The following is a 26467-nucleotide window of genomic DNA, read 5'->3' as shown; positions in this document are numbered from 1 at the left end:
TGCGATCGCACTAGGCAATTCAATGAACAATTCAGAACTTATCGACCAACTTAAATCAGCATCCGAAGGCTTGCTATTTATGAGTGAGTCCGACTATCCATTTGAGGTTTTTTTGTGGGAGTCATCAAACCAAACATCTCTTACAAGAGAGAATCTCACAACACAAAAGGTTCTGGAACTAACAGGACATCCTCAAGATACACCTGTTGAAGTTGTAACAGTTGATTATTTCTTTAGGGTGGCAACGACTGAGCAGGATTGGTATGGAGAAGAAGAACTTAACACGCTCAAAAAGTACCAGAAGTTGGTAGAAACACTCAATAATAATCTCAGTGACCTAAAGGTCTACCGGATTGGTGAAATCGAAATTGATGTCTATATTATTGGTCAAACTTCAACGGGAGACTATGCCGTTCTCTCGACTAAGGTTGTAGAAACATAGTTATTTAGTAATTGTCAATACGGCTCTCAATTACTCTTTGGATAGCTGAATTGACATTAGAAATAAAATCGTAACCAGTTAACTTTTCTAAAGAGTCAACATTGACTTTATAAGTTTTCCAATCATTATCTAAGGCATCTTGATTTGGGATATTTACCGCGATGACACGAGTATCGGTGGTAATACTTGATAACCCAGCACCGGGACGGCTTAGCACGACAATAATCTTCCAAGTTGATGCTGGAATTGTGACTTTACCCTTGAGCGGTTGCTTCTGACTGCCAGCAGTTCCTGCAATGATATAAAGTTCCTTCCCCTCACTCACCAGTTCCCGGCTATAGTCCTCTAAATTGCCCCAGGTATTCCGGTTGTTATCCGGTGTTTGGGGCATCATATTCGTCATTAAGAAAGTGGCAGAATTATCCTCCAGCGTTTTGGTGCGATCAGCTGAAGGTACGATATGCCCCCTGTCATACCCAGAGCCAGAGTAAAAAGTAGGCGTTACTCGTTCCCAACCAGGAGGGAGTGTTGGGTCAGGGCGAAAGTTATCCTGTCGGTCAGCACTACCAAGCCAAGATTTATTGAGTTGCCAACTAGCCCAGTTTGCAGTTCCCTTGCTTCGGTTATAGGAAAGCGCATATTGAGGCTTCACCATCAGGTAGTTATCGGGAGTAGCGACACTCTCTGTCGCACTGCTGGGATTTCCTAGCATCAAGTGAACGCTCTTTAAGGCAGAACTAGGTGTACTAACTTTGGGTGTGGGCTGCTGTACTGGTGTTTGTGGTGACTGAGTGGCTGGACATCCAACCAACCCAAGCAAGACCAACGAGATCGCTAACACCCGAACGCCACGATGAGCGAATAGATTTTTGAGAGTTTTCAACGGATTAGCACTTCCCTTGCAACAAACGTGTCTCTGAGTTCTAAGGGATAGTATAAGATTGCGATCGCTCCCCTTTCTTTAGTTCGCTTCGGGTAACGAAGGTGAGAAAATAGCTTTCTAGAACCGTACTTTTAATAAGTAAATGAGTCGCCTAGCCGCTACAACCCTGGTGCTGACAATCCCGCTGCCACTAACTCAGCATCCGGCTGCGGTGTATTTGGATGGACTGGCGGATGGTTCCAGACCGACAATGAGACAGGCATTGGATGCGATCGCTCAACTCCTGACTAACAATCAGTGCGATGCTATGACACTCAACTGGGCAGCACTGCGTTATCAAAATACCGCTGCCATCCGCACGGCACTGATGAAACGATATGCCCCAGCGACGGCGAATAAGATGCTGTGTGCGTTGCGGCGAGTGCTAAGAGAAGCGCTTAGACTGGATTTGATGGATGCAACCGATTATGCAAAAGCTGTGGATTTTCCGAGCATTCCGGTAAAAAAGGGACTCAGAGGACGTGCGCTTTCGCAAGATGAGATTGCAGCGCTCTTTAAGGTGTGTATGGATGACCCGGCTGCCACGGGTGCCAGAGATGCAGCGTTAATTGCCATTCTGCGCGGCGCTGGATTGCGTCGGGCTGAAGCAGTCAATCTGGATCTAAAGGACTTTAATGCCAGCAGCTCTAAGCTGGAAGTGCGCGACGGGAAAGGCGGGAAAGACCGGACGGTGTATCTGCCGAATGTAGCGATCGCACTTGTGGAAGATTGGCTTGTCGTCAGAGGCTTGTCACCGGGGCCGCTGCTGTGTCCCATCCGAAAAGGCGGACGGGTGGAACTGCGGCGGATGACTCCCCAGGCTGTGTTATTGATTGTGCAAAAACGCGCTACTGAAGCTGGGGTAGCAGCGTTCTCGCCCCACGATTTTAGGAGAACATTTTGTTCAGACCTCCTCGATGCTGGGACTGATATTGTCACGGTGCAGAAACTCGCAGGACACGCTTCGCCCGTGACGACGGCGAAGTATGACCGACGCGGAGAAGAAACAAAGCGTAAAGCCGTGGAGCGGTTGGAGATTCCCTATACTCGGCGGAGGTGAGGGTGCGATCGCCTTCAATCCCAGGCAATCCTCTAGAACTGCCGAATAGCGATCGCTCCTTCCGCATTCCCATGCAGCGATTAACGCAGCTCTACCAAAGATCCCTATTTCTTCTGGGGTGGGGACGTTCTCAATTCGAGTAGCTTGGAAATAGGGCTTTTTTTTGCGCCTGTCTACTTCGTGGTTCAATAGGTGCGATTGCATCAATGGGAATTAGATAATGCTTTGGTTGAGGAAATTCTGAAATTGAGTGCAATTACTGTGAGCAGTTCTGGGGAATTAAGGAAACGAGATAACCTGCTGTTGGTGCTTGGGGTAAAGGTAGATGATAGGGGAAAATAGGAGCGTATTTTAGATCCGTGGCTATGATGTAGAGCAATCGTTTGGGATCTCAGGAAGTGATCTCAGATGAATGGCTGAGGCATCACGCCCTGAAATCCTGCCCCTGAACGATTTTTGGTCAGTGTATGAATGCAGTCGAAATCGAAGAAGCTGTTTCCATGCTCGCCGAAGCCCCCTTTGACTCGGTGGAGTTCCCCTTCACGTTTTTGGAGGCATTTGGCAACAAGCCAACGACGATCAAGCGACTCAAAAGTGGTAACTCAAATCAATCTGACCTACCTGGTGCTGTTCTCCAACGGAATAATATTCATTTGAAGATTTGCGCTGAGGGTGAAGTGACAGCGACGCTGACAGCTTTACGGGAGAGTGCGGCGACAGCGCGGCAGAAGGTGAAGTTTATCCTGGCGACGGATGGCAAAAGTTTTGAGGCAGAAAATTTGGTGGATGGCGAGACAATCGCCTGTGACTACCCAGACTTTCCCGACCATTTTGGATTTTTCTTGCCCCTGGCAGGGATTACGACGGTTCGGCAAATTCGAGAAAATGCCTTTGACATCAAGGCGACAGGTCGCCTCAACCGTCTCTACATCGAGCTGCTAAAGGAGAATCCGGACTGGGACACGGCAGAGCGCCGGGAAGAAATGAACCACTTTATGGCACGGTTGATCTTCTGCTTTTTTGCGGAGGATACCAACATCTTTCATAAGGAGGGGCTGTTCACCCAAACCGTCGCCCAAATGAGTGCGTCGGATTCCTCGAATACCCATGAGGTGTTATCGGATATCTTCCGGGCAATGTGTACACCGCTGGCAAGGCGGGAGTCTGCGAAGATTCGCTCTTGGGCTAATGTATTTCCTTATGTGAATGGAGGTCTATTTGCAGGTGGAGTAGAGGTGCCGCGCTTCAGTAAGATTGCCCGGTCGTACCTGCTGCATGTGGGCAGTTTGGACTGGACAAAAATCAATCCCGACATCTTCGGGTCGATGATTCAGGCGGTGGCAGATGATGAGGAGCGTGGGTCGCTGGGAATGCACTACACCAGTGTGCCAAACATCCTGAAGGTACTGAACCCGTTGTTTTTGGATGACCTCCGCGCCCAGTTGGAAGCAGCAGAGGACAATGCCCGTAAGCTACTAAATTTGCGCCAACGAATGTCACGGATTCGGGTGTTTGACCCAGCGTGTGGTTCGGGCAATTTTTTGGTGATTGCCTATAAGGAAATGCGGGCAATCGAGGCAGAAATTAACCGCCGCCGGGGGGAACCCGACCGCAAATCTGATATCCCCCTAACAAATTTTCGCGGCATCGAAATCCGTCACTTTTCTTGTGAGGTAGCGCGGCTAGCGTTGATTATTGCGGAGTATCAGTGTGATGTGCTGTACAGAGGTCTAAGACTGGCGCTGGCAGAGTTTTTGCCGCTAAAGGCTGATAACTGGATTACCTGTGGCAATGCTCTGCGTCTAGATTGGTTAAGTATTTGTCCACCAACAGGAACGGGGGTAAAGTTAGTCGCGGATGATTTGTTTAGCACACCGCTTGAACAGACAGAGATCGATTTTGAGAATGAAGGTGGGGAAACTTACATCTGTGGGAATCCACCATATCTCGGATCGACTTGGCAATCGAAAGAGCAAAAAGGGGAAATTCGGGATGTAGTAAACGGACGAACTAATTCACCTGGATTTCTAGATTACGTTTCCGGTTGGTTCATCAAAGCGGCAGACTGGTTGCAGCATTCGAGCGGACGCGCTGCATTTGTGTCTACCAATTCCATCTGTCAGGGGCAGATGGTACCCCTACTCTGGCCCATAATTTGGGAAGCTGACTGTGAAATACTATTTGCTCATACTTCCTTCAAATGGTCGAATCTTGCAAGCAACAATGCTGGGGTAACTGTTGCTATTGTTTGCATCGCACGTACTTCAAATAATCCAAAGGCTTTATTTGAAATAGATGAGCGCAAAGAAGCGTCTGTGCGGCTAGGTTCAGCTATTACTCCTTATCTAACCTTGGGTAAATTTGTTATCGTCAAAAAATTGGCTGAACCTGTGTCTGGTCATGCGGTCATGGAATTTGGGAACAAACCAAGTGATGGAGGAAATCTCCTTGTTGCACGAGAAGAAGTAAATAGTTTGGGTCTAAGCACGGAACAGAAGAAGCGGTTCTTACGGACTATCGTTGGTTCTGAAGATTTCATCAATGGAAATTCTAGATATTGTATTTGGATTGAGGACTCGCATCTAGAAGAAGCACTTTCCATTGCAACTATTGCTGCGCGAGTTGAGTTAGTAAGACAGATTCGCTTGGCAAGTCCAGACAAAGGAGCAAATGCTCTTGCAAAGAGATCCCATCAATTAAAGCTGATGAGGATAGGAAAACAACATAGTATTGTGGTTCCAGCCGTTTCATCTGAACGCAGAGCTTACCTACCTGTCGGACTCGTCGGGAAAAACACGACAGTTACAAATGCCGCTTTCGCCCTTTTCGACGCTCCACTCTGGAACATGGCTCTGATCGCCTCGCGTCTGCACCTTGTCTGGGTCTCCACCGTTTGCGGCAAGCTAGAAACTCGTATTCGCTACTCCAACACCCTCGGCTGGAACACATTCCCTGTCCCCACTCTCACTGAGCAGAACAAAGCTGACCTCACCCATTGCGCTGAAGAGATCCTTCTGGCGCGGGAACACTATTTCCCAGCCACGATCGCGGATATGTACGACCCCGATCGCATGGACAACGAATTTCCCCTCGTCCGTCAAACCCACGATCATAACGACGAAGTGCTTGAACGCATCTACATTGGTCGCCGCTTCAAGAACGACACCGAACGACTCGAAAAACTCTTTGAGCTTTACACCAAAATGACCAGCCAACAGGCATTATCGAAAAAGCCTGCCAAACGTAAAGCTAAAGGTTCCACCCGATGAGCAAACCTATCGCTGTTCCTTCTGTTTCCGTCACCTATGCCAAGGACGGCACTTCCACCAAAGCCAACGCTTTGGGGATGCGTCCTATGCAAGAAAGGGCTTACCAAAAGCGCGGCGAACAATACCTTCTGATTAAATCGCCCCCGGCATCTGGCAAAAGCCGAGCGTTGATGTTCATTGCTTTGGATAAGCTAGAAAACCAGGAACTCAAGCAGTCCATCATCGTTGTGCCCGAAAAATCAATCGGCTCCAGCTTCCATGATGAGCCATTGAGCCAGTTTGGTTTCTGGGCAGATTGGCAGGTTGAACCCAGGTGGAACCTTTGCGATGCCCCTGGAGGTGACAACGGCGGCAAAGTAGAAGCGGTGAAGAGGTTTCTCGACAGCAATGCCAAGGTGCTAGTCTGCACCCATGCCACTTTCCGCTTCGCCGTAGATAAGTTTGGCGTAGAAGCCTTCGACGATTGCCTGATTGCTGTGGACGAGTTCCACCATGTTTCCGCCAACCCCGACAACAAGTTGGGCGATCATATCCGGCAGTTCATGACCCGTGACAAAACCCACATTGTCGCCATGACTGGCTCCTACTTTCGGGGAGATGCCGAAGCTGTTCTGCATCCCGAAGACGAATCCCGCTTTGAAACCGTTACCTATACCTACTACGAACAACTCAACGGCTACCAACACCTCAAACAGCTTGACATTGGTTACTACTTCTATGCAGGTAGCTATACCGACGAAATTATGCAGGTGTTAAACCCCAGCGAAAAGACCATCCTGCACATTCCCAACGTCAACTCCCGCGAAAGCACTAGAGACAAAATCCGTGAAGTCGAGCATATTATTGAGGAACTCGGCGACTGGCAGGGCACCGATCCGCAGACGGGGTTTCAATTGGTTCAAACTGGTGATGGCACAATTCTCAAGATTGCCGACCTGGTAGATGATGACCCCGCCAAACGCGATAAAGTCGCTGCTGCCCTCAAAGACCCTACCCAGAAAAACAACCGCGATCACGTCGATATCATCATCGCCCTGGGTATGGCTAAGGAAGGATTTGATTGGATCTGGTGCGAACACGCCCTCACCATCGGCTATCGCTCTAGCCTGACAGAAATCGTTCAGATCATCGGACGTGCCACCCGCGACGCTCCCGGTAAAACCCGCGCCCGGTTTACCAACCTGATCGCCGAACCCGATGCCAGCGAAGCTGCTGTTACTGAAGCCGTAAATGACACTCTAAAGGCGATCGCCGCCAGCCTGTTGATGGAGCAGGTACTCGCGCCTCGCTTTGAGTTCAAATCCAAAAACCCCAACAATCAACCCACTCCCGGTTTTGACTACGGTGAAGGCGGTTACGATTCGAGCCAGTGCAACGTTGGCTTTAATCCAGAGACGGGTCAGATTGAACTGGAAATTTATGGGCTGGTAACACCAAAAAGCCCAGAAGCCCAGCGTATCTGTCGCGAAGACCTGACTGAACTGGTTACTGCCTTTGTCCAAGACAAGACGGCAATCGAGCGCGGACTGTTCGATGAGGAACTGGTGCCGGAGGAACTGACACAGGTTCGTATGGGCAAAATTATCAAAGAAAAGTTGCCCAACCTCGATGAGGAAGACCAAGAAGCCGTTCGTCAGCACGCGATCGCCGCCCTAAATCTTATCCAACAAGCTAAGAAAGCAATGGACGAGAAACCTATGGACACAGGCAGCGGAGATACAGTGGATACAGGCAGCGGAGATACAGTGGATACAGGCGAAGGGGCAGCAATGAGGAATACTACCCTCATTGACGGGGTTCGTCAGTTTGCCCTATCCGTTACTGAGTTGGACATAGACCTGATCGATCGTATCAATCCTTTTGGTGAAGCCTACGCCGTCCTCGCTAAATCCATGAGCGAAGAACGACTGAAACAGGTGGCGGCAGTGATTGCCGCCAAGCGAGTCAACCTCACCATAGAAGAAGCACGAGACTTGGCTAAACGGGCAGCTCGTTTCAAACAAGAAAAGGGCAGGTTGCCTTCCCTGACGGCAGTAGATCCTTGGGAAAAAAGGATGGCAGAAGGCGTTGCCTTCCTACAGCGCAAAGTGCAGGAGGATAAAAATGCCTAAGCAAACTACAGACGAAGATTTAGAACTGCTTAGTGAATTGGGTTTGGACACAGAACCCGATCCAGTCAGCCAGCGTTCTGCCCGTGAGGAGCAGATTATTGCAGGCTTTGAGGAGATTGAGCGTTTTGTAGAGGAACAGGGCAGACTGCCTCAACATGGAGAAGACCGCGATATTTTCGAGCGGATCTATGCGGTGCGTTTGGATCGCCTACGGAACTCTGAGGAATGCCGCGTCATCTTAGAACCGCTAGATTCGCGTGGACTGTTAGACGCTGAAGCTAACACTGCCTTACCTTCAGAAGCAGACCTTGATGATGAGGCATTGCTAGCTTCCCTGGGAGTAGATGCAGACTTAGAGAACGGTATCACTCATCTCACCCATGTGCGATCGCGCCAAGAGATTAAAGCAGCAGAGGAAATTGCCCAGCGGACTTCCTGCCAGGACTTTAATAAATTCAAGCCGATTTTTAGTCAGGTGCAACGGGATCTAGAGATGGGGGCGCGGCAAACCTTGAAATATCAGGACAATGCAGCAGTCAACAAAGGCGATCTATTCATTCTTGACGGGCAGAAGGTGTTGGTAGCTGATATGGGTGAACCATTTATCAGTGACTATGGACGTTCAGACCGCAGGTTGCGGGTTATTTATGACAATGCTACCGAGAGTGACCTGTTGCTGCGATCTCTCCAGAGGGCTTTGAATAAAGACAAAACTAGCCGCCGCATCACCAACCCAGATTTAGGTCCCCTGTTCTCGCAGGGCGAAGCTGAAGACGACGTGCAAACTGGCTATATCTATGTACTGAGGAGTCTATCAGATGATCCCTTCATTGCTGAGAATCGGTCAGTTATTCACAAAATTGGTGTAACAGGGGATGACGTGAAGAAGCGAGTCGCCAATGCTAAGAAAGACTCGACTTACCTATTGGCGGACGTGGAAATAGTCGCCACCTTCAAACTGTCGAATATCAATCGGACGAAGCTTGAGGCGCTCCTACACAAATTCTTCGACAATGCCCGATTAGATGTAGAACTGAAGGATCGTTTTGGCATACCCGTGCAGCCAAGGGAATGGTTTTTCGTTCCGCTAAGTGCAATTGAAGAGGTGATCGAAAAAATCCAGGCGGGAACCCTTCATCAGTTTCGATACGATCTGGAGACAGCCAGACTCACCCAATCATAATGCCACTTATGAAGAACGCCGAGCTGCAATGGCAGCTGACACGGCTAGAGGAATTATCGAACGGGCTGGACAATTGGCTGGAATCCCGTTTCCGGTTCATCCACATATGCTGCCTCATGCTTGTGGTTTCTACCTTGCATCCAGAGGACACGACACCAGAGCTATTCCGGCATACCTCGGTCACAAGAATATTCAGCCACCTTTTTGTTTCAAAATCATAGTATTGAGACACTGGTAGAACTGTTTCAAAACAGTCTCATAAGTCAATGTCTCATTTTGTTTTACAGATTTGATTTTGAGACATCATGAAAATTGGCTATACCAGAGTATCGACAAATCACCAAAACCTTGATCGACAACTGGACGCACTCCAACGAGAAAACTGCGATCGCATCTTCTCAGACAAGATGACGGGCGGGACGATGGATAGACCCGGCTGGCAACAGTGCTGGGATTATGCACGAGAGGGTGACGAGTTAATCGTTGATTCCATCCTCCGAATTGGTAGGACTTTCGAGGAGATGATAGCCCTGGTGCGACAGATTGGTGAACGCGGCATCAAACTGCGATCGCTCTCCGAACCGATGATGGACACCACCAGCGCCAGCGGCGAGTTAATTTTTCGCATCATGGCAGCTGTAGCTGAATGGCAACGCGCCTATATTCTCGAAACTGCCGAGGCAGGACGAACGGCAGCTAAGGCACGGGGGCGCAGTGGTGGACGGCCCCGGAAACTATCCCCAGAACAGATTGATAGTGCGATCGCTTTGAAGCAGTCCAAGCGAGTTAATCAAATTTGCAAAACTTTAGACATCAGCCGCGCTACATACTACCGCCGCATTCACGACTGACTCGTATAAAAGTTTTATAAAGAGACAAACTCTGTGGAATTTGCGGATGTAAGTTCCATACAAAAGCGTGTAACATTCCCCATCTTTACATAGAGATGGCGATGAGAGGAGTGTACAGAGTTGGGTGCTTTGAAGACGCTTGTGAAGAACTTCCATTTCCCTCGTGGAAGCGCGGCGAAGCACGACGAGAAAGGATTGTAGAAATGCTCAATCAAAATCCTAATGTTTCTGTGCAAGAGATAGCGGAAGGCGTAGAGCTTTCTATCTATCAAGTTAAAAGGCACTTGTCAAAAATCAAAAAATAATTTTTTTTGATACCCCATATAGTGCCAATTCAATATCAATTATTTACACCCCCCACCCTACGCGAGGCATCAAGGAGCATAGAAATGGAAGAATTATCTATTGACCAAATAAAGGAAATCTACGGCATTAAACAAGCGGCAGCGTATAAGTGGAGGAGGTATTTAACAGATAGGAATATAAAACCTACTCAGGAAAACTTAACGGCTCTACGCGACCACATCAGCTCAACAGGCGGCTACAGCGGGTTCATGGAAGGGGGAGAGCTGGCAACTGTAGAAAACAGCTTAAAAACCACCCCAGCTCAAGAGGCAGAATTTACAGGGGAAGGTAATGCAGCAATCACACGCATGGTACACGCTGCCCAAAACAAAGCTACTGCTATCCTCATTGCAGAGCAGATGTTGACTAAAGAGTTCATTGATAATCCTGAAGCACTACCAGAAGAACTACAGCAAAAGGTGAAACAAGCGGAGGCGATCGCCACCCCAAAGCCAGTAGACCCGCTCCAGTACGCTCAGGAGTTGGTGAGAAAGCGGAAACAACAGATGCAAGAACAACAGCAGGCAGCAGCGTAAATCATTCCTCAGAGATTCACAAAAACACCTACAACCGAGCCAAACACGCACTGCTGCAAGGTAAATCCGTGCTGGTAATGGCGGAAGCGGGGGCAGGTAAAACAGTTCTGGGGAATCGACTAGCGGCAGAACTGGCGGCGACATATTCAATAGCGATCGCATCCTATACCGGAGCTTTGAAAGCAGCCCTAATCAGCATCGCCAAACAGCTTGATATCCCAACTACTACCCCCACCTACAACAAAGATGGGGACATAACGGGAGAGAAACCAATGAGTGCTGACCAGCTGCGAGAAGAGATTGCATCGAATTGTGATAGCGGCACACTAATCATTTGCGACAGTGCCGAGCGATGGTCAGCATCACTGAGGTACTGGCTAGAGGGGTTGCACAATCAAGGCGTAGTGCTGTTACTGCTGGCCTCAAGGAATCCAGAGCGTGACATCTTCCTAAAAATGCCAGTGCTTCTACAGCTTGAGGAAATACCAGAGCTGGAAATGCGATCGCTCATTTCTCAGGAAGCCCAGCACCAGGGGTTGAAACTCAACACTCAGCAACTTGCCAGCATCACAAGCCGCGCCGGGGGAAACATCACACGGGCTAAATATCTAGTGCAACAGTTGCGACTGGGCGAAGAGTCAGAGCTATTCAAGTCAAGCAACCAGTACCGCAGCATCACACCTTTCTTAATGGCAGGGTTAGCAGCTTTTTCAATCCTTCGTTACCTGGCTAATGGCGACCCAGCTATGAGGCTAATCGGTGGCGCTGCATTGGTTTTGTACATGGTTATTCGCCAGTTGAGCCGAGCATAAAACAATGATGGGACTAACTCACGCTGCTATTAGTGCGGCAGCGGTGTCAATTGCCATAACCAGTGCTGACCCTTGGGTACTAGGGATAGCGGCACTCAGCAGTCAAATTCCAGACCTTGACACTACCGATAGTACAGCAGGAAAAATCCTTTATCCTGTGGCGGCGTGGATAGAGAAGCGGTACACGCACCGAACAGTAACACACTGCATTAATGCAACTTTCCTCTTAGCTATCGCAGCACTGCCACTGTGGTACTACTTCGGAAACTGGCATCTGTGGGCAGCCGTGCCGCTAGGTCATTTCTTCAGTGCCGTCGCTGACTGCTTTACCAAGGAGGGTGTCTGCATCTTCTACCCCAGCCCTGTTAGATGGGTGTCAGCAATGAACCCAAACAAACGGCTGCGGGTTGGTAGCACTCCTGAGTATTGGGTGTTGGCGACTGCGATCGCTGCCCTGCTCATCTCGTACAACATCCAAACAGCCGGGGGCTTGACACTGCAACTCAATCAAGTGCTGGGCAACAAGGACAGCGTTGAACAAGTGCTAAATAAAGATGGGTCAACACACCTTATCTATATTGATGTGACAGGGACTCGGACGAGCGATCGCACTCGTGTTAAATCTCGCTTCTTTTTGGTTGAACAGTTGGGCGGAAATTTTTTAATTCAAGACCAAACTGGACTGTACCAAACGGGTAAGGAAATCATTGTTTCTTCACTAAAAGCGACAGCATCCAACAACGCATCAACCCAAATTCAACCACTGACATTTAACGACGAGGAACCCGCCGCAGTTCTGGAAAGCTTAGCAGCAGCGCATCCTGGCAGCGCCATTTACTTGTCTGGCTCGTTGCAAATTGACGCGCCAGAGGAACTAATAATCACCCCCACCCCCGGACAGTTCCAGTCCATCTCCAGTTCTGGGGAATTAATTAAATTGCAGTATCACCCTATTGAATTAGCCGCAGGGCAGCTATTAAATCAATTCGCTACTGGACAGCTAACAGCCAAGATTATCTACCCAGCGCCCCGGCTATGACTCCATCCAAGAGTTGAGAACAGCCCAAATAGTAAGAACAGCGATCGCACCCCAAATAATCACAATCCCTCAGCCCCCAACACCAGCAATTTGACCCTGACCACTCCAGACCTCAGCTTAGTCCAGGTTCTAAAGACAGAAGCATTGTGCTGTTGAAGCGCAAAGGAACCATTCAAGTAAGACTCTGTTGACCCCTGCCCCAGCCTATATTCAACCTCTGCCAGTTGATTCAATGCAGCCCGACCCCGTGCCAGCTCTTGACTAACCTGAAATTCTCGCTTGGCATCGTCAAGGTCAAAAGCTGCCTGATAAACTTTCTCACGGATAACATCAGCCAACTCTGCCCTATCCCGCTGCAATTGTGCAAGCTTAATCTGAAGGTCAGCGATCGCAATCGAGCGGTTCTTAGCATCGTTATTACCGCCAGTAAGTGCTTGAAATGTCGGCACTCCAATAGCACCCAGTAACCCGTTAATCCCAGTAATACTCGTAAAGATTCCAACCAGCCTGTCTAAAAAGCCCAGTGGTCGCTGTCCGGGCTGAACTGGAGTAGGAGTGGCACCAGTGCCTTGAAAAAGGTATTGCACCGCAGGAGTAAGCACTGAGAGATTAATACTTTGTTTGTTTGCAGCCTTCGCCTCAGATATCTTCCCCTGAATTTCCTCAATCCGAGTGTCTACCTCTTTTAGCAGTGGATTGTTCTGCCCAGCCAAAGCCTGCAACTGACTAATGCAAGGAGTTGTAGCATCAGCACAGGGGAGGTTTCCCTTCATTTCCTCCCAAAGATCACTATTAATCTGTCTGCGTACCAACTGCTCAATACTTGGCCCAGCAGGTTGTAGTGGATTTTCTTCTGGATCAGATGGGACACTACCGCTGTCATCCTCAGTTTGAGCCAGCAATACCGGGGATGCGATCGCCCTCAGTTCTGGGGAATTGAACTGCACTGCTACCAGTAGCGATAGTGATAGTAACCTTGAGATCCTGATTGCTCTGCCCTTCATATTTCACCCGGCGCACTAGGCCACTGTAAGGGGATTTAATTGTCGCCAGCTGTGCAAGTTGGCTATTCACATCTTGAATCTTGGCTCTGACCTGGGAGAGCTGATAGTCCTTCTCACGCTCCTGGGCTTGAGCCTCCATTAACTGCCTTGAATAAGCCTGCTCAGCCTGGTTCTGCTGCTCTGCTCTCTGCGCTAGTTCGAGCTGATGTTGATATTCCTCCCGCTGTCTTTTCTCACGGGCAGTATCGAGGCGAGCTTTAACCAATTCCAAATTAGATTTCGCCCGGTCGAAGTCTGCTAAGAGTTGGCGCTCCTCCTCAGCAGCCCCAAGGGATGCAGCCTCAAGATTGGCGGCGGCGACACGTTCCTCTGCTTCCCTCGATGTGAGTTCAGTCTGAAGCTGTTCCATCACCTTAGCCTCATGTTCAGAGACAGCTTCAGGCAGGGTCATGGTTGCGATCGCATCTATTTTCCGCTGTTGTATATCCACCTTATTTTTTGCGGCGACAACAACAGCCCTAGCCTGCTCCAATTCTGAAGTTTCCTTGGGTGGTGCAAGTGATAATGACCTTTTGTGTAAATCGACGGCTATCTGTGCCTCCCTCACCTTTATCTGAGCGTCGAGAATGTCTGCCTCTTGCTCCCTAAATTGCGACGGTGGAAGCGAAGCCACAGAAGGCACACTTTTTGGTTTGGGAGGATTGAAAATAATACTCCCCTCAATTTTTTTTAAACTCAGCTCTAGCTCTTGTTTGGCTAAATTTAATCTATTGCGATCGCTCACTCTATCTGCCAACACTTGCCCAGAAATTACCGTCTCGCCCTGCCTTACCTTTAAATCTTCTGGCTTGGAAACTGAAATATTGAGCTTAAAAGTTTTCGGAATTCCAGACGATGCAGAAGGAGCTACCTTTTTTTGGACTGGGAAACTTGGTAAAGTGCCTCCCTTCAATTCCCCAGAACTGGAGGAAGAATTAGAGAGAGCGATCGCTGCCGGAAACCCCAAAATAAAAAAGGCAACCACATATATAAAATTTCTCCAATTATTCATATTACTCCTAATAAAAACTGGCTCTAGCCCTTGAAGGCGCAAGCCAGTTGTTAAGCTATCCGAGATGCACAAACTCACTCACTACTCTGCTGTATAAAGAACGTTGTTAATGCACTTAGGAGGGTTCCCCATAGGAGCGGTAGTAGTATTCACAGGAGTACCATTGACGTTAATCGTTCCAGTTAATGGGTACTGTGCCGAACTTGTTAAGCTGATAAATCCGCAAGCATTAACGCTTACGTTACGACTCAAACTAATACCAGGAAAAGCGATCGCTTGGCTGGATAGAGGCGACAAACCAGGGAATACAAAATCTCCGGCAGGTGTTTTATAGGGAGTCGTTTGCGGTACTTCTGCAACACCATTTAAGCAGCGAGGAACAGTATCAACTGCTGTAGGCGCTGGTGTAGAAGTGCCGTTTATCAAAATTGAGCCAACACCCGTTAGAGGTGTGCCACTGCTATTTCTTACAATCAATCTTCCACAAGCATCAGTGTTAGAGTTGATTGTTTTCAATGCGTTCGGAAAATCAACTTTCGCACTGCCAGAAGGGGTTAAGTCATCTATATACAATTTTCCCGCAGCATCTTTCATAGGTACTGCATAAGCAGAACCAACTATGGATACAATGCTTAAAAATGCACCTACACACCCAACAATTCTTTTAGTCTTCATTGTCTGCAATCTTTACATAAAGATGGGGCATTTTAAATGCTATTTAGGAGTAAAGAAATCCGTGAAAGTACACAACTATTTATTAATATTGTTGCTAAGCATGGGGGCAATTACTGGCTGTAAATTCCCCAGAACTACACCCCCAAGCTCAGAATCCTGGTTTGTGATGCGAGTATCGGACGGCGATAGCCTTACCGTGCGCCAAACTGACGGCTCAGAGCTAAAGATTAGGCTGTGCGGCATTGATGCCCCAGAGCGATCGCAACCTCTGGGACGAGAGGCGACAGAACATCTGCGATCGCTCGTTGCTCAGACAGATAATCAGGTGCAGGTCGTCGCACTGGAAAAAGACCGCTACGGGCGAACCGTGGCGGAAGTTTTCACAGTTCTGGGGAATGAGGAAAAGTTATTAAATGCTGAACAGTTGATGTCCGGCAACGCTTACCTATATAAGGAATTCGTCAACAACTGCCCAAACAAACTGCCACTAGAGACAGCGGAGGCGATCGCCCAGGAAAAACGCTTAGGAGTGTGGGGCGGCAACTATCAAAAACCGTGGGATTACCGTAGAAGCAAACGGAAATGAGCGCATAAAATGCTTTACCGCTCTGACACGTAGGACACTTTATGCGCCGTCACATTGCTTTGGTAACTGCTTTCTGCCTACTCACTACAAATGCGATCGCTCAAGAATTTACTAAAACAAAGCTGACGGCAATCTACAATCTTCCAGCTATCCCTCAAATTAATTCCCCAGAACTGAATTCCCCAGAACTGAATCCCCGATACATAATGCCAGCGCGAGGCACCCTGACCTCTGGATATGGTCGCCGTTGGGGAAGGATGCACAAGGGTATCGATATCGCTGCACCCATTGGAACACCTATTTTTGCAGCTGCTTCTGGAGTCGTAGTATATGCAGGTTGGAACTCTGGTGGCTACGGAAACCTGATAGACATTCAACACGCTGATGGCAGCGTAACCCGTTATGCCCACAACAACCGCCTTTTGGTACGAGAAGGCGAGACAGTCGAGCAAGGTCAGCTAATTTCAGAAATGGGCAGCACCGGGCGCAGTACAGGCCCTCACCTACATTTTGAAATTCGTCCTCAAGGCAAAGCAGCAGTTAATCCAACAGCGCTTTTAATTCCCCAGAACTAGAGACAGTCTACTCGCTTCGCTTACCGTTCGCGCCCCGTGCGTCCGCACCGGGCGCTCACTGGCGTGTAGTTCCGCCGCCAGCCTGCGGCGGATCTGGCTACGCCGCAGACAGCGACTGCCGCGCTGACGCGCCGCCTCTGCGCCTGCGGCGGCCAGCCCGCCTGCGGCTGTCGGCGGTTTGCAGTCAGGGAAGATTGGGAATTGGGGATTGGGGATTGGGGATTGGGGATTGAACATTAATCAGCCAGTTGTGTTGCTGGGGGTGGCTTCGCTGCGGTTGGGGCTTCTGCCTTGCGGTTTGCTGCGGCTGGGTTCCGGGTGTCTCCTGGGGGGGGTGCCTCCGGCGGCGGTCGTTTGTGTGTTTTTGTTTCCGGTCGTTCGTTGGTTGCCCGGTTCTTGGGGTGGGCTGCGTCGGCTGTGTTCCTTGCCCTGCCTGGGTTTGCGGCTTGTGTTTACCTCGTATACGTGCTATACTTGTGTTGTTGGGTTGGTTTTCTCACAGTGGTTTGTTCTTCTTCGTTCCGTCCCCTGGTTGTTGCCGCTTCGTCCCCTGCTGCCCCCGCTCCTTTGCCTGCTGCGGTCTGGCTGCTGGCCCGTTCCTTCCCTGGTTTGGGTGTCGTTGCGGTGCGTCCGTCGTCCCGGTCTTTTTCCGGCTGGGTGTGCGTTGCCTCGTTCGCTTCCCGGTCTGTTGCCGTCGCCTTCGCCAGTGCTGCTGCTTCTTCCCTTTTGGGTGGTGGGTTCTGCGCTGTGCGCTCGTTTGGTCGCCGCTTCCGGGTGTCGGTTCCGTGCCTGGTTCCTTCCGTCCGGGTGCGGTTCCCCTGTCGTTCCGTTCGGGTTGGCCGCTTCCGTGTTCGGGTTCCGGGTTCGGCTGCGGCTGCTGTTGCTCTCGCCGCTGCGCTGGCTGCGCCTGCGGCGGCTGCGCCTGCGGCGGCTGCGCCTGCGGCTTCCTCTGTTCTCCCCGCTGCGGTGGTGTCGGCCCTGTCTTCGGCTTCCGTCGTGGGTTTTTCCGGCTCTCGTTCTCCGTTGGGCGCAGTGTCTGCGGTGTCGCTTCTGGGGGCCTGCGCTGCGGTGTCTCCGTCTGCCTCCGTTTTTGTGGGGTGCGCGCGCGGGGTTGACGCTGTTGTGCGTTCTGCTTTCCCGTCGGCTTCCGTGTTTTCTGTCGCCTCCGGTTCCTTCGGGCGTGGCCGCTCTGCCTTTGCCCGTCGTTCTGTCGCCTGCGTGTCTGCCGTTCGCTCTGGCTCTGGCGTTTGGGTGTCGTTCCCTGCGTCGCCCTGCCCTTCCGGGTTGGTTCCCTCCGCCTCGTCCTCTCGCTGTTTCTCTGGTTCTGGTTCCGGTTCCTGGGCTTCCCTCGCTTTCGCCCTCGGCTCTGGGGTTCCCTGCCTTGTCTGTCTGCCTTCGGGTGTGCTGCCTCCGGCTGGCTGGGGTTTGGTTTCTCTCGGCGGCTCGTGGTGGGGTTCCGCCCCTGCCCCGGTTCAGTTGTCCTTGTTTTAGTTGTTCTGCGGTTCCCCCTTCGGGGGCCACCCATAACTATCTATGGGTGGCTTTTTCTCTTTTGGAGACGTTTCCACTTGTTTAAGGCAGAGGCGGCCGCCTCCCTAATGAGAGCATTCCTCTCTTCAGATGGAATCTCTCGAAGCGCAGCATCTATGTCCTTGTGCAGCCTTACAGTCAACGGCTTCTCTGCCAGCTCCCCAGCATACTGATTCTTCCCGTTGGGATTGTTCACTGTTCCTTTAGGTGCGCCACCTTTCTCAGTTGTCATTGCTTATCCACGTATACAGGCTACATCCCAGAGTAACACCTTTTCGTATACGTGGAATACATAGTAAAAGCTTATGGTTATCCATGTATACATAAGAGATTTGATGCTCGTTTTCCATGTATACATGGCATACTAATAAATAGGAACCTGTTTAGTTTCCAGTCTGCACAGGTTCCTACTACTCAACGTTTACCGTAATTGAGCGATTTCTATTATGACACTTCACCCAATTTCCGCAGAATCTAATCTCGTTGACCTGATTGAAACATTCATTCAGCGCGCTAACAAATACCTTGATAAGTATTATCAAGCCGAGACTGAGTACAAGGATGTTGAAGGCATTCTTTCCGAGATTGATGCGATGGCTTGCTTAGCTGATAATCAAGCACTTTATGCAGAGTTTCATCCTGAAGAGGAAGAGAAGCAAGTAGAGGCACAATTCCAGTCTGTGCAGGAGATTCAGCTCCATCTAGCAGACTGTGAAAAGGAACTGATTAGCGCCTTCTTCTAAATGCTTTACGGGGGCTTCTAGCCCCCACTCAAAAACCTTTTATCACTCAGGAACTAACATGAAGCTCAATCAATATCCGGAAGCGATCGCTAAACTTCAACGGCAGATTCTAGACCTCGACCAAAACATTATTAGTTTGGCTGAGAGCGTCAAGATTTTTGAGGCAGAGATTGACAAGGCAATTGCCTTCGACAGCAGCCTAAAAAACGATGCTCAGCGCAAAGCTAAAAAAATTGAGATGCAGCAATCAGACGGTGATTACTATCAATCGTCACGACTTCTGAAAGAGACGAAAGAGAAGCGCGACTCCCTCGCTATTGATTTGGAGTTAGTCCGTAATCGCTTCACCGTCGCCAAGTTGGAGAAGCGCGAGGCGATCGCCAAGCTAGAAATCGAGGCCGCTTAATTCCCCAGAACTAAAAGCTGCTGGCAGCATCCGACCAAAGACTTTGCCAGCAGCACCCCATTAAACACAACGAGGATATCTAATCATGACACTCACAGCCACAGCCCAGCCTAAAATCTACGTTGCCTGCCTCGCTGCATACACAAACGGCAAACTCTATGGGTCTTGGATTAATGCCGACCAGGACGCTGAAGACATCGAAGCCAAGGTCAAGGAGATGCTGAAGCAATCCCCAGAACCAAATGCTGAAGAATGGGCCATCCACAGTTTTGAAGGCTTCTATGGAATTCGCATCAGCGAATATGAAAGCCTAGAAAAGGTTGCAGAATTGGCTCAGGCGATAGCCGAACATGGCGAGGCATTCGCAGCCTATGCCTCGCACATGGGTGTTGATGATGCGACCGATGAATCATTCCAAGACAGCTACAAAGGCGAATACAGCAGCGAGGAAGACTTTGCTGAGGAGTATTACAGGGAGAGCTACACCATCCCAGAGCATCTGGATTACTACATTGACTGGGAAAGGGTAGCAACTGACCTGTTTATCGATTCATTCTTCAGCATCGAGTGCGACGGCGGCGTTTACGTTTTTAGCAATTAAATCGCTTAATTCCCCAGAACTGACAAGCTGCTGGCAGCATCCGGGCAAGCCAGCAGCACTTACCCACAAAGAGGATAAACAATCATGACGCTTGAAGAGATCCAAGAAAAACTAGACTCAATTTTTGGGGAACTAATGGAAATTTCCCAGGAATCAAACCTACATCAGAAGAATCCAATTAGTGAAAAAATTTTGGATCTTATTGGCGAAGTTGAAGACTTAATTAACTTGATTGGCGAGGAGTTGTAAATAAGGAATAGCTTGATAGCCTCTATTTCTAAATGGGGCTATCAAAGCCTTATAAAATTGAAATCATCCCCTACTAGGGACTGAAACATGGACAAGACCACAGCAGACAGATTGACAGACCTAGCGCCCATGCTAGGTAAGTTCTTGAGCCTGCATCCAGACGAGCAAGAATGGCTATTGCCGTTGTTGGGCAGAGCAGAACGCAGAACTATCAGGATATTGGACGAAATTAGCAACCATGCGCTGACGTTTGAGGAAATCGGGCGGCTAACCGATACTCATCCCAACACAGTCAAGCAAACCCTCCAGGCTCTAAGCAATGGAGGTTTAGGGTTCAGGGTTTCAAGCACTGGCAAATGGTTGACCCCGGTTGGGGGTCGAAAGCGAAAGTTACTTAAACTCTAGGGACGAGAATAAAATGCTTAAAACTTTGTACTTAATCAGAGGTATCAGTGGCAGTGGTAAAAGCACTCTAGCGTCCGCATTGACCGAGTATGCGATCGCATCTGATGATATGCCCGGTTTATATCAAAACGGCACTTATCAGGTAGAGTTACAAGCTCAATCGCATCAATGGTGTTTTCAAACAATTGAAGGGTGGATGCAACAGGGTAAAGACCGCCTTGCCGTCGCTAATACTTTTGTAAAGCAGAAATACTTTCAGTCCTACATAGACGTAGCGGCTAAATATGGCTATGCAATTCAAATCATCCACTGTGAGGGCGTTCTGCTTCCCAGCGGCAATCAGACATCCTCAATTCACAATCTCCCAGAGGAAGTGTTACAACGCCAGCGAGACAATTGGGAACCGTGGCAATTAAATCCTTCAACACAACTACAAGAAGATAAATTATGAAAGCTTGCCCAGAATGCAATGGATCGGGTCAAATGCACATTGCAGCAGTGCCAGGTGTGCATCAAAGTTACGACATGGAATGCCCAACCTGCGACGGCACCGGAAGACTACCAGATCGAGAGAAGTTTCCTAATAACTGCCCAGTGTGCGGGGAGCCAATTATGGCCCATGAGAAATGGTGCAAAGTTCACAGAGAAGCTGAGAAATTCAATTCCCCAGAACTGAATTAAAAGTAAAGCCCTTTAACTGGGGCTTTTTAATGGCTACTCAACAGTTTTGGAAACTTTCCAAGCAGTCTGGCTGCCAATCTTTTTAAATTTAGGCTTGCCCTCCTCATCCTTATCCTCAAGCGGAATTTTAGAAAAGGCAAAGGAGCCACGGGTAAAAGTGCGATCGCCCTTCTTAGGTACTGGCTTCACTCCCACCAGTTCTTTCACCTGGTTAGAGGTGAGGAGCCAGCCAGCCGCCGCCGCCCGTTCCAATTCCTTCAAATGCAGCAGTGGCTCTACTGGTGGTGCTGGTGGCTTCAGTGCTGCGGCAATCTCCCGCACCAGTTCAATAAAATTGTCTGATGACTTGTCCAGTTGTCCACTGGACAATGCAGGCTTGTCCAGTTGTCCGGTGGACAATTCCCGCTCATCTGCTGGAAGCCTTTCAACCTGTTGGACTTCAGCCTCTACTGGCTGAGCAAAATTCTCAATCTTGCCCCCGGTTTTTAGATACTTGTCCAGTTTGTCCAGTTTGTCCAGTTGCTCTTGAGAAATCTTCCCTCGTGCTGGCTTCTGGATGTTTAAGCCCTTAATCCTATCGTCTACAGCCTGCCTGCTGCTTAGGTTGTAGCGTTCTTGTAAGCTGCTGACACTAATCAAATTTTCCATAATTGTCTCAACTTGTCCAGTTGTCCACTGGACATATTTTAGTTTGTCCAGTGGACAAAGCAAATCCAACAAATTTAGAGGATAGCGAGTAATTCTTTAGCTAAATCTTTAGGAGAAGCCAAACCCTTTAAAGTCCTCCTCTTACCTTTCAGCACCAACTCGATCCGATCCTGCTTACTTTGAAGAAGAGTATCGATCGCACTATCGATATAACCAAGTTGCAACCAAGTGGCAAAAACGGCATTAGTTTGACCAAGCCGATGACACCTATCCTCAGCCTGTTCACAATCGCCGGGAGTCCAAGCCCGATCAACTAGGATTACGTGGGAAGCGGCAGTTAGCGTCAACCCAACACCACCAGCTTTGATGGTTCCAGTAAACACCTTGGATTCGCCAGATTGAAAACGATCAACCATCCCCTGCCTTTCCTCTGGTTTACTTTCACCAGTAAGTATTTCACCGCCCAATGCAGCGTACAGTGCATTAGCAGATTCTACAAATTCGGTAAACAGCACTACTTGCTGACCTTGCTCTAATAGTTCCTCAGCTAAACCTACAGCTGCATCTACCTTAAATTTGCTGCCGACTTTCCTCAAATAATTGAGAGTGACCAACGCCTCAGCATCGGGATCGACTTCCTTACGTTTAGCCCGTTCACGGAAGTCTTTAATCAATGCCTGAATCTCCTCATCGTAGGATTTAGCCTTACCAGGTTCTAGTTCAGCATTCTTGAATAATCGCGTCTTGGCTGGCAGTTCGGTCAAGCACTCTTGTTTAGTCCGCCGCAAGATAACATCCTCAGTCTTTTTAGCTAGCTCGTCTAAATGCGCCGCCCCGGTAACATCCCACGCAGTCCTACCCCTACCAATCGATTTATGGTGAGCGTTGCAATAGCGCAGTTGATAATCAAGCCTGTTTTCTACCAGCGGGTGACTGGCTGCCAGCAACAGCGGGTAAAGGTTAATCGGTCTACCATTCTTAACTGGCGTTCCCGTAAGCATCCAGGTAGCCAAACAATTAGGATTATGAGCCAAGTCTAAAAACTTCTGTGTACGCTGCGATCGCTCGTTCTGGGCATAATGAGCTTCATCAGCAATGAGTAAATATTTCTGCGATTCCAGAGCTTTAGGCATCTTCGCCCAGCTAAAACACTCTATCCGAACTTCTGCTATCTCTGCCTCGCGCCGCCAATTCTCCAGCAGCGACACTGGAGCAATTACAAACACAGGACAATCGTGTGTACGCTGCATTACCTTGGCAGCAACTAAGGTAGTTAAAGTCTTTCCCAGCCCCATGTGATCTGCCAAAACACCACCGCTGTGAATACCACCGCGACAATGAGCCAACAGCCACTCCACACCGCGTTTCTGGTAATCCCTCAAATACCAACCGTTTGACAGCGGCGCATCTAAATCGGCAGCTTGAGTTAGTTTAATAATATTGTTTGACTTCTCCAACACCTCAGCTTCTAACCGTGCAGATTCCTCTGCCTTTTGCGCTCGATTAAGTGCAATTGCTCCTTCAATATTTGGATCGTAGTAATAACCATCTTCTTTAGGAAATTTGGCTAAAACTTCTTCAATCTTGTTAATAGGATATCGCCAGCTTTTGTCATCACCATTGAATTCATAGCCTTTAATAGTTTTAGCATCTCGCTGAAATCTACCTGTGCTATCGTATGGAGCGTACACTCCAATTACGCTACCTATAATCTGAATGCGCTTTTCAGGAATGATGGGCTTCTCTTCACCATTTATGCTGAGTTCAGTTCGCAAATCTACTCTATCTGGATATTGATGCTCAATCGCTTCCCATTGAGGTAATGTTAGGCTACCCCGCTCTAGCTGTTTTTGATATTTCCGCAACATCTTTAAAGCAGATTGAGCATGATTTTTAAGGATAGGTCTTTGCTGCTTAATTAATTCTGCTAACCAATGACCAAAACCAGTATCAGCACCATTAAACCCCACACCATCTTGATTAAAAGCACCATCACACTGACTAGCCAAGTAGCTGATAGCTTGCTCTAAACGGCGATCGCATTTACGCTCCTTTGCCTCGACCAATACAGACTCAATCTGAGTTTTCAGGTGAATCAGCGGATCTGGTTCCAAAGTTTTGAGCCACTGACTAACGCTATCCAAGCTCAGCTCACTGCTCAAACCAACTGCTCTGCCATCATCAAAAGCACGAGCAATATCTAAAATCTGATCCTTAAATATCTCAGGCACTCGGATTGCAGTAGTAGGAAGGTTGCGCCATTTAGGTGTCTCTTTTCTTAAGTTTTCCCTTAAAGGATTGAAGTTAGCCATTGCAGCGTACACTCGATACATATGGCAAATTATAGCGTAATTGTAGTGTACGCTCCAATAGCGAAGATTAAGCCCAAAACCATTTAACAATTACTTCGGCAGGATGCCCCGCAGCGATCGCTTCCCGTACTTCGTCCAGCTTCCCCAATGGAATCACTTTGCTGTAAACCTTTCCTACACCACCCAACTGATAGCGGTAGAGGTTGTATTCATAGGTTCTCAATTCCCCAGAACTGAGCTTTTTACGCTTAACCTGTAGCTCAATTCTGCCTGATGGATTAGCTTGCCCTTTATCACATCGCTTCCTAGGCAGTTCTGGGGAATTAATTTTAGGCTGCTGTGTCAGTTCTGGGGAATTAACTTTAGGCTGCTGTGTCAGTTCTGGGGAATTAACTTTAGGCTGCTCCTGGTCTTCCCAAATTCTCCAGAGTTGTTCTGGCGGAATCAATACATCACTGGCGGCCCCATCCCAGCGAATAACAATCAGAGGTAGCTTGCCTCCCAGTAGTTCCTGCCAGCTAACCCCGCGCACAGTTCCAAACTGCTGTAAACCTTTTTGCCAGCGGACGCGATCGCCCACTCTCCAGACATCATCTGGATCAAGTGGCTCATCTCCCCATTCCCGCTCGTTCCAGGGAATTGTAGTGAACCATCCACAAGTCCCACAGCCATCAGCCAAATCTAGCAGGGGTTGCTGACAACTGGGACAACTCGGACAAGTACAAGATTCGGCGGAGGGCGACGGCGGCGACTCTTGGATCGAGAAGATTTCCAGCTGCCGTTCTCTGGCTTCTAATAAGTCCGTTGCCGCTTGGCACTCCGAGGGATCTAGGTAATTCGGCGGGAGACTGTACCAATCGCTTAGGATAACCGGGTTTAATACCTCGCCGTCGTTGAGCAGCCCTTTCGATTTCAAAAAACTCTCTAGCCTGGTCTGACCAGGTGGCCGCCCTTTCCCATTGGACGAGAGTGCGCCCGGAGACTCCAACCAAAAGTAGCCGCTCTCTAAGGAAGGGGGCGGCAAAGTGTCCTGAGCTGATAATAAGCTTTTCCCACCTGTAGCCGATTTGCTCAATGGCTCCAGTGAGAATTTTAAAGTAAGAGCCGCTTGACCATCCGAATTTAAAAGGGCAGCTAAGTAATCCGGGGACGTTTTCGATTGCAAAGAATCTGGGCTGAATTTCTCTGATAGCTCTGACGACAGCGGGGAAACAATCTCGCTCATCGTCCGCTCCGAGTCGCTTTCCCTGCACTGAGAAGGGCTGGCAGGGTGAGGAGGCTGTGATAATGTCAGCGTCGGCAATACGGCTGTGTTTGATGTCTGTCCATTCCTGGCGCTTAATATCTCCGAGGATTGGCCGCCTGGGGTATCGCTTGCTGAGGATGTCGCGGCAGTAAAAGTCTGTTTCACAGAGTCCAACGAGGTCAAAGCCGAGCTGCAAACCTGCGAGGGCGAAGCCTGCACCAACCCCGGAGCAGAGGTCAAGCTGTGTGAGCTGGGTTCTTTCCATTTTGTTAAACCTGTCCACTTTTCAAAATCTCTATCAGCTGTTACCTCTGTCCCCTGGAACGACTTAGTAGAGACACGGGTAACAGTAACTTTCACCCAACGCCGCGAGGATGGGTGCCACCCCTCGACTCTCGCGCCAACCTTTAAACTTTTTAATTCCCCAGAACTACTCATGATCAGCCCTCCACTGCTCAGAGGTACGCTCAATCTCCTGGTCTACATAGAAGGGATTTAGAGCGACTCCAGAACCACTGCACCAGTCACACTCATGAAGAAAGCCACTATCATCCTGCACCAGCCCCAATTCATCGCACATGGGGCAAGGCTCATACTCATTCGGACTCAAAAACAAGTTCATTGCTCCTCCTTGAGCAGCTGCTCATCAATGCCGTACTGAGCCGCCAGCTTTAAACCGATCGGCGGCGAGAGTTTGTAATATTCGCGGCAGATTTCTAACGGAGTAGCGGCAGCTTTTTCAGTGGTGGTGGCTACTGCTGCTGGTTCAGGTTTCAATCCTTCCTTACAAGCCTTTACAAAAGCAGCTGCTGGTTTATCTGCCCAAGTCTGCTGCTGGGTATATGCGATCGCATTCTCAATCGTTGCGGCAGAGAATTTTTTGATAGTCCAGCTAACATCATCTGGGTTGATCCGGAGTTCCCGAAGCTGGCTAATAAATTCCTCTTGCTCTCTCTCAGTCGCACCCTCTGCTTCTTCCTCTAAGTGAGAAGTAGTTGTAAGTATCTGAGAAGTATATGAAGAGGTGCTAGAGCTGTTTAATTCCAAGGGTTCTAGCTCTCGCTTGTCGCCATTTGGCGACAAAGTTTCGCCATTTGGCGACAAAGTTTCGCCATTTGGCGACAAAGTTTCGCCATTTGGCGACAAAGTTTCGCCATTTGGCGACAAAGTTTCGCCATTTGGCGA

Annotated in this window: 32 protein-coding genes and 2 pseudogenes; 23 read left to right on the top strand and 11 right to left on the bottom strand. The window is 49.1% G+C overall.

The features are described from left to right. The first annotated feature begins 22 nt into the window (after positions 1 to 22). A complete protein-coding gene (locus H6F66_RS00455) occupies positions 23 to 442 on the top strand; it encodes a nuclease A inhibitor family protein (protein ID WP_190417164.1) in 420 nt (139 codons plus the stop codon). A gap of 4 nt (positions 443 to 446) precedes the next feature. On the opposite strand, the gene H6F66_RS00450 is transcribed toward H6F66_RS00455, so the two are convergent. After that, complete coding sequence (locus tag H6F66_RS00450; RefSeq protein WP_199313282.1) at positions 447 to 1325, bottom strand: DNA/RNA non-specific endonuclease; 879 nt, start codon at positions 1323 to 1325, stop codon at positions 447 to 449. Positions 1326 to 1467: 142 nt separating this feature from the next. Here H6F66_RS00450 and H6F66_RS00445 point away from each other — a divergent pair, with 142 nt between their 5' ends. The 12 genes and pseudogenes from H6F66_RS00445 (at position 1468) to H6F66_RS00390 (ending at position 12570) form a co-directional block, all read left to right on the top strand. After that, a complete protein-coding gene (locus H6F66_RS00445; RefSeq protein ID WP_190417163.1) occupies positions 1468 to 2424 on the top strand; it encodes a tyrosine-type recombinase/integrase in 957 nt (318 codons plus the stop codon). A 2-nt stretch (positions 2425 to 2426) separates the two neighbouring features. Continuing rightward, on the top strand, positions 2427 to 2567 hold the full coding sequence (locus H6F66_RS00440) for a hypothetical protein (protein WP_190417161.1): 141 nt from the start codon (positions 2427 to 2429) through the stop codon (positions 2565 to 2567). 49 nt (positions 2568 to 2616) lie between these two features. Continuing rightward, a complete protein-coding gene (locus H6F66_RS00435; RefSeq protein WP_190417159.1) occupies positions 2617 to 2766 on the top strand; it encodes a hypothetical protein in 150 nt (49 codons plus the stop codon). Positions 2767 to 2891: 125 nt separating this feature from the next. Further along, on the top strand, positions 2892 to 5693 hold the full coding sequence (locus tag H6F66_RS00430) for a class I SAM-dependent DNA methyltransferase (protein ID WP_190417157.1): 2802 nt from the start codon (positions 2892 to 2894) through the stop codon (positions 5691 to 5693). Beyond that, positions 5690 to 7804: a DEAD/DEAH box helicase gene (locus tag H6F66_RS00425; RefSeq protein WP_190417155.1), complete on the top strand. Its 2115-nt coding sequence runs from the start codon at positions 5690 to 5692 to the stop codon at positions 7802 to 7804. Before H6F66_RS00430 ends, H6F66_RS00425 begins: the two co-directional genes overlap by 4 nt. Then, on the top strand, positions 7797 to 8987 hold the full coding sequence (locus tag H6F66_RS00420; protein WP_190417153.1) for a GIY-YIG nuclease family protein: 1191 nt from the start codon (positions 7797 to 7799) through the stop codon (positions 8985 to 8987). The genes H6F66_RS00425 and H6F66_RS00420 overlap by 8 nt, the downstream gene beginning before the upstream one ends. Before the next feature lie 13 nt (positions 8988 to 9000). Then, positions 9001 to 9225: pseudogene (locus tag H6F66_RS00415) on the top strand (tyrosine-type recombinase/integrase); the annotation flags it as partial. Between the two features lie 67 nt (positions 9226 to 9292). Beyond that, complete coding sequence (locus H6F66_RS00410; RefSeq protein ID WP_190417149.1) at positions 9293 to 9838, top strand: recombinase family protein; 546 nt, start codon at positions 9293 to 9295, stop codon at positions 9836 to 9838. Between the two features lie 101 nt (positions 9839 to 9939). Next, positions 9940 to 10143 carry a winged helix-turn-helix transcriptional regulator gene (locus tag H6F66_RS00405; RefSeq protein WP_190417147.1) on the top strand — a complete coding sequence of 68 codons (204 nt, stop codon included), beginning with the start codon at positions 9940 to 9942 and terminating at the stop codon, positions 10141 to 10143. A gap of 84 nt (positions 10144 to 10227) precedes the next feature. Further along, a complete protein-coding gene (locus H6F66_RS00400) occupies positions 10228 to 10719 on the top strand; it encodes a hypothetical protein (protein WP_190417145.1) in 492 nt (163 codons plus the stop codon). A 68-nt stretch (positions 10720 to 10787) separates the two neighbouring features. Further along, entirely contained in the window at positions 10788 to 11531 is a 744-nt protein-coding gene (locus H6F66_RS00395; RefSeq protein WP_190417143.1) for an AAA family ATPase, read from the top strand. Between the two features lie 4 nt (positions 11532 to 11535). Then, entirely contained in the window at positions 11536 to 12570 is a 1035-nt protein-coding gene (locus H6F66_RS00390) for a metal-dependent hydrolase (RefSeq protein ID WP_190417141.1), read from the top strand. Positions 12571 to 12629: 59 nt separating this feature from the next. Here the strand turns inward: H6F66_RS00390 and H6F66_RS00385 are convergent, their stop codons facing one another. From H6F66_RS00385 to H6F66_RS00375, 3 genes are all read right to left on the bottom strand, one after another. Further along, positions 12630 to 13517: a TolC family protein gene (locus tag H6F66_RS00385; protein ID WP_190417140.1), complete on the bottom strand. Its 888-nt coding sequence runs from the start codon at positions 13515 to 13517 to the stop codon at positions 12630 to 12632. Further along, a complete protein-coding gene (locus H6F66_RS00380) occupies positions 13456 to 14625 on the bottom strand; it encodes a hypothetical protein (protein WP_190417138.1) in 1170 nt (389 codons plus the stop codon). Before H6F66_RS00380 ends, H6F66_RS00385 begins: the two co-directional genes overlap by 62 nt. An 81-nt stretch (positions 14626 to 14706) precedes the next feature. After that, positions 14707 to 15300 carry a hypothetical protein gene (locus H6F66_RS00375; RefSeq protein ID WP_190417136.1) on the bottom strand — a complete coding sequence of 198 codons (594 nt, stop codon included), beginning with the start codon at positions 15298 to 15300 and terminating at the stop codon, positions 14707 to 14709. Positions 15301 to 15361: 61 nt separating this feature from the next. On the opposite strand from H6F66_RS00375, the gene H6F66_RS00370 reads away from it, so the two are divergent. Together H6F66_RS00370 and H6F66_RS00365 are read left to right on the top strand one after the other, a co-directional pair. Then, positions 15362 to 15886 (top strand): thermonuclease family protein, encoded by a 525-nt coding sequence (locus tag H6F66_RS00370; RefSeq protein ID WP_199313281.1) that lies wholly within the window; start codon positions 15362 to 15364, stop codon positions 15884 to 15886. Positions 15887 to 15927: 41 nt separating this feature from the next. Beyond that, a complete protein-coding gene (locus H6F66_RS00365; protein ID WP_190417131.1) occupies positions 15928 to 16461 on the top strand; it encodes a M23 family metallopeptidase in 534 nt (177 codons plus the stop codon). Here the strand turns inward: H6F66_RS00365 and H6F66_RS00360 are convergent. Continuing rightward, positions 16444 to 16698, bottom strand: a complete 255-nt coding sequence (locus H6F66_RS00360) for a hypothetical protein (RefSeq protein ID WP_190417129.1) — start codon at positions 16696 to 16698, stop codon at positions 16444 to 16446. The genes H6F66_RS00365 and H6F66_RS00360 overlap by 18 nt on opposite strands. A gap of 885 nt (positions 16699 to 17583) precedes the next feature. Between H6F66_RS00360 and H6F66_RS00355 the strand changes: the two genes are divergently transcribed. Then, a complete protein-coding gene (locus tag H6F66_RS00355; protein WP_190417127.1) occupies positions 17584 to 17952 on the top strand; it encodes a hypothetical protein in 369 nt (122 codons plus the stop codon). A 40-nt stretch (positions 17953 to 17992) separates the two neighbouring features. Here the strand turns inward: H6F66_RS00355 and H6F66_RS00350 are convergent, their stop codons facing one another. Continuing rightward, positions 17993 to 18223, bottom strand: coding sequence for a hypothetical protein (locus H6F66_RS00350; protein WP_190417125.1), 231 nt, complete (start codon positions 18221 to 18223; stop codon positions 17993 to 17995). A 214-nt stretch (positions 18224 to 18437) separates the two neighbouring features. Here H6F66_RS00350 and H6F66_RS00345 point away from each other — a divergent pair, with 214 nt between their 5' ends. The 7 genes from H6F66_RS00345 to H6F66_RS00315 all read left to right on the top strand — a co-directional run bounded on the left by H6F66_RS00345 (position 18438) and on the right by H6F66_RS00315 (position 21076). Then, entirely contained in the window at positions 18438 to 18734 is a 297-nt protein-coding gene (locus H6F66_RS00345; RefSeq protein WP_190417122.1) for a hypothetical protein, read from the top strand. Positions 18735 to 18792: 58 nt separating this feature from the next. Further along, positions 18793 to 19140 (top strand): hypothetical protein, encoded by a 348-nt coding sequence (locus H6F66_RS00340; RefSeq protein WP_190417119.1) that lies wholly within the window; start codon positions 18793 to 18795, stop codon positions 19138 to 19140. A gap of 85 nt (positions 19141 to 19225) precedes the next feature. Then, positions 19226 to 19741: an antirestriction protein ArdA gene (locus H6F66_RS00335; RefSeq protein WP_190417117.1), complete on the top strand. Its 516-nt coding sequence runs from the start codon at positions 19226 to 19228 to the stop codon at positions 19739 to 19741. Between the two features lie 84 nt (positions 19742 to 19825). Next, positions 19826 to 19990, top strand: a complete 165-nt coding sequence (locus H6F66_RS00330) for a hypothetical protein (RefSeq protein WP_190417115.1) — start codon at positions 19826 to 19828, stop codon at positions 19988 to 19990. Between the two features lie 87 nt (positions 19991 to 20077). Then, entirely contained in the window at positions 20078 to 20395 is a 318-nt protein-coding gene (locus H6F66_RS00325) for a hypothetical protein (protein ID WP_190417113.1), read from the top strand. 13 nt (positions 20396 to 20408) lie between these two features. Then, positions 20409 to 20846: an AAA family ATPase gene (locus H6F66_RS00320; protein WP_190417111.1), complete on the top strand. Its 438-nt coding sequence runs from the start codon at positions 20409 to 20411 to the stop codon at positions 20844 to 20846. After that, on the top strand, positions 20843 to 21076 hold the full coding sequence (locus H6F66_RS00315; RefSeq protein WP_190417108.1) for a zinc finger domain-containing protein: 234 nt from the start codon (positions 20843 to 20845) through the stop codon (positions 21074 to 21076). The genes H6F66_RS00320 and H6F66_RS00315 overlap by 4 nt, the downstream gene beginning before the upstream one ends. A 33-nt stretch (positions 21077 to 21109) precedes the next feature. Here the strand turns inward: H6F66_RS00315 and H6F66_RS00310 are convergent, their stop codons facing one another. The 5 genes and pseudogenes from H6F66_RS00310 to H6F66_RS00285 all read right to left on the bottom strand — a co-directional run. Continuing rightward, positions 21110 to 21724, bottom strand: coding sequence for a hypothetical protein (locus H6F66_RS00310; protein WP_190417106.1), 615 nt, complete (start codon positions 21722 to 21724; stop codon positions 21110 to 21112). A gap of 74 nt (positions 21725 to 21798) precedes the next feature. Beyond that, positions 21799 to 24036, bottom strand: a complete 2238-nt coding sequence (locus tag H6F66_RS00305; protein ID WP_190417103.1) for a DEAD/DEAH box helicase — start codon at positions 24034 to 24036, stop codon at positions 21799 to 21801. Positions 24037 to 24103: 67 nt separating this feature from the next. Continuing rightward, positions 24104 to 25720 (bottom strand): hypothetical protein, encoded by a 1617-nt coding sequence (locus H6F66_RS28125; protein ID WP_242023742.1) that lies wholly within the window; start codon positions 25718 to 25720, stop codon positions 24104 to 24106. Next, positions 25713 to 25904, bottom strand: a complete 192-nt coding sequence (locus H6F66_RS00290) for a hypothetical protein (RefSeq protein ID WP_190417097.1) — start codon at positions 25902 to 25904, stop codon at positions 25713 to 25715. Before H6F66_RS00290 ends, H6F66_RS28125 begins: the two co-directional genes overlap by 8 nt. Continuing rightward, a pseudogene (locus tag H6F66_RS00285) lies at positions 25901 to 26467 on the bottom strand (hypothetical protein); the annotation flags it as partial. The gene H6F66_RS00290 and the pseudogene H6F66_RS00285, both read right to left, overlap by 4 nt.

Origin of the sequence: Trichocoleus sp. FACHB-6 (genome assembly GCF_014695815.1) — a bacterium.
Taxonomy (GTDB): Bacteria; Cyanobacteriota; Cyanobacteriia; order Cyanobacteriales; family FACHB-T130; genus Funiculus; species Funiculus sociatus.
Note: the sequence above shows the minus strand (reverse complement) of the source record. Positions and strands in the feature narration are given on the sequence as shown.

Bases quoted from the DNA above. Each gene is read 5' to 3' on its own strand.
- H6F66_RS00405 (WP_190417147.1), top strand. From the start codon at position 9,940: ATGAGAGGAGTGTACAGAGTTGGGTGCTTTGAAGACGCTTGTGAAGAA.
- H6F66_RS00350 (WP_190417125.1), bottom strand. From the start codon at position 18,223: ATGACAACTGAGAAAGGTGGCGCACCTAAAGGAACAGTGAACAATCCC.
- H6F66_RS00290 (WP_190417097.1), bottom strand. From the start codon at position 25,904: ATGAACTTGTTTTTGAGTCCGAATGAGTATGAGCCTTGCCCCATGTGC.
- H6F66_RS00365 (WP_190417131.1), top strand. From the start codon at position 15,928: ATGCGCCGTCACATTGCTTTGGTAACTGCTTTCTGCCTACTCACTACA.
- H6F66_RS00305 (WP_190417103.1), bottom strand. From the start codon at position 24,036: ATGGCTAACTTCAATCCTTTAAGGGAAAACTTAAGAAAAGAGACACCT.
- H6F66_RS00325 (WP_190417113.1), top strand. From the start codon at position 20,078: ATGGACAAGACCACAGCAGACAGATTGACAGACCTAGCGCCCATGCTA.
- H6F66_RS00390 (WP_190417141.1), top strand. From the start codon at position 11,536: ATGATGGGACTAACTCACGCTGCTATTAGTGCGGCAGCGGTGTCAATT.
- H6F66_RS00420 (WP_190417153.1), top strand. From the start codon at position 7,797: ATGCCTAAGCAAACTACAGACGAAGATTTAGAACTGCTTAGTGAATTG.
- H6F66_RS00445 (WP_190417163.1), top strand. From the start codon at position 1,468: ATGAGTCGCCTAGCCGCTACAACCCTGGTGCTGACAATCCCGCTGCCA.
- H6F66_RS00380 (WP_190417138.1), bottom strand. From the start codon at position 14,625: ATGAATAATTGGAGAAATTTTATATATGTGGTTGCCTTTTTTATTTTG.
- H6F66_RS00315 (WP_190417108.1), top strand. From the start codon at position 20,843: ATGAAAGCTTGCCCAGAATGCAATGGATCGGGTCAAATGCACATTGCA.
- H6F66_RS00340 (WP_190417119.1), top strand. From the start codon at position 18,793: ATGAAGCTCAATCAATATCCGGAAGCGATCGCTAAACTTCAACGGCAG.
- H6F66_RS00360 (WP_190417129.1), bottom strand. From the start codon at position 16,698: ATGTTCAATCCCCAATCCCCAATCCCCAATCCCCAATTCCCAATCTTC.
- H6F66_RS00375 (WP_190417136.1), bottom strand. From the start codon at position 15,300: ATGAAGACTAAAAGAATTGTTGGGTGTGTAGGTGCATTTTTAAGCATT.
- H6F66_RS00425 (WP_190417155.1), top strand. From the start codon at position 5,690: ATGAGCAAACCTATCGCTGTTCCTTCTGTTTCCGTCACCTATGCCAAG.
- H6F66_RS00345 (WP_190417122.1), top strand. From the start codon at position 18,438: ATGACACTTCACCCAATTTCCGCAGAATCTAATCTCGTTGACCTGATT.
- H6F66_RS00320 (WP_190417111.1), top strand. From the start codon at position 20,409: ATGCTTAAAACTTTGTACTTAATCAGAGGTATCAGTGGCAGTGGTAAA.
- H6F66_RS00330 (WP_190417115.1), top strand. From the start codon at position 19,826: ATGACGCTTGAAGAGATCCAAGAAAAACTAGACTCAATTTTTGGGGAA.
- H6F66_RS28125 (WP_242023742.1), bottom strand. From the start codon at position 25,720: ATGAGTAGTTCTGGGGAATTAAAAAGTTTAAAGGTTGGCGCGAGAGTC.
- H6F66_RS00335 (WP_190417117.1), top strand. From the start codon at position 19,226: ATGACACTCACAGCCACAGCCCAGCCTAAAATCTACGTTGCCTGCCTC.
- H6F66_RS00430 (WP_190417157.1), top strand. From the start codon at position 2,892: ATGAATGCAGTCGAAATCGAAGAAGCTGTTTCCATGCTCGCCGAAGCC.
- H6F66_RS00410 (WP_190417149.1), top strand. From the start codon at position 9,293: ATGAAAATTGGCTATACCAGAGTATCGACAAATCACCAAAACCTTGAT.
- H6F66_RS00310 (WP_190417106.1), bottom strand. From the start codon at position 21,724: ATGGAAAATTTGATTAGTGTCAGCAGCTTACAAGAACGCTACAACCTA.
- H6F66_RS00455 (WP_190417164.1), top strand. From the start codon at position 23: ATGAACAATTCAGAACTTATCGACCAACTTAAATCAGCATCCGAAGGC.
- H6F66_RS00400 (WP_190417145.1), top strand. From the start codon at position 10,228: ATGGAAGAATTATCTATTGACCAAATAAAGGAAATCTACGGCATTAAA.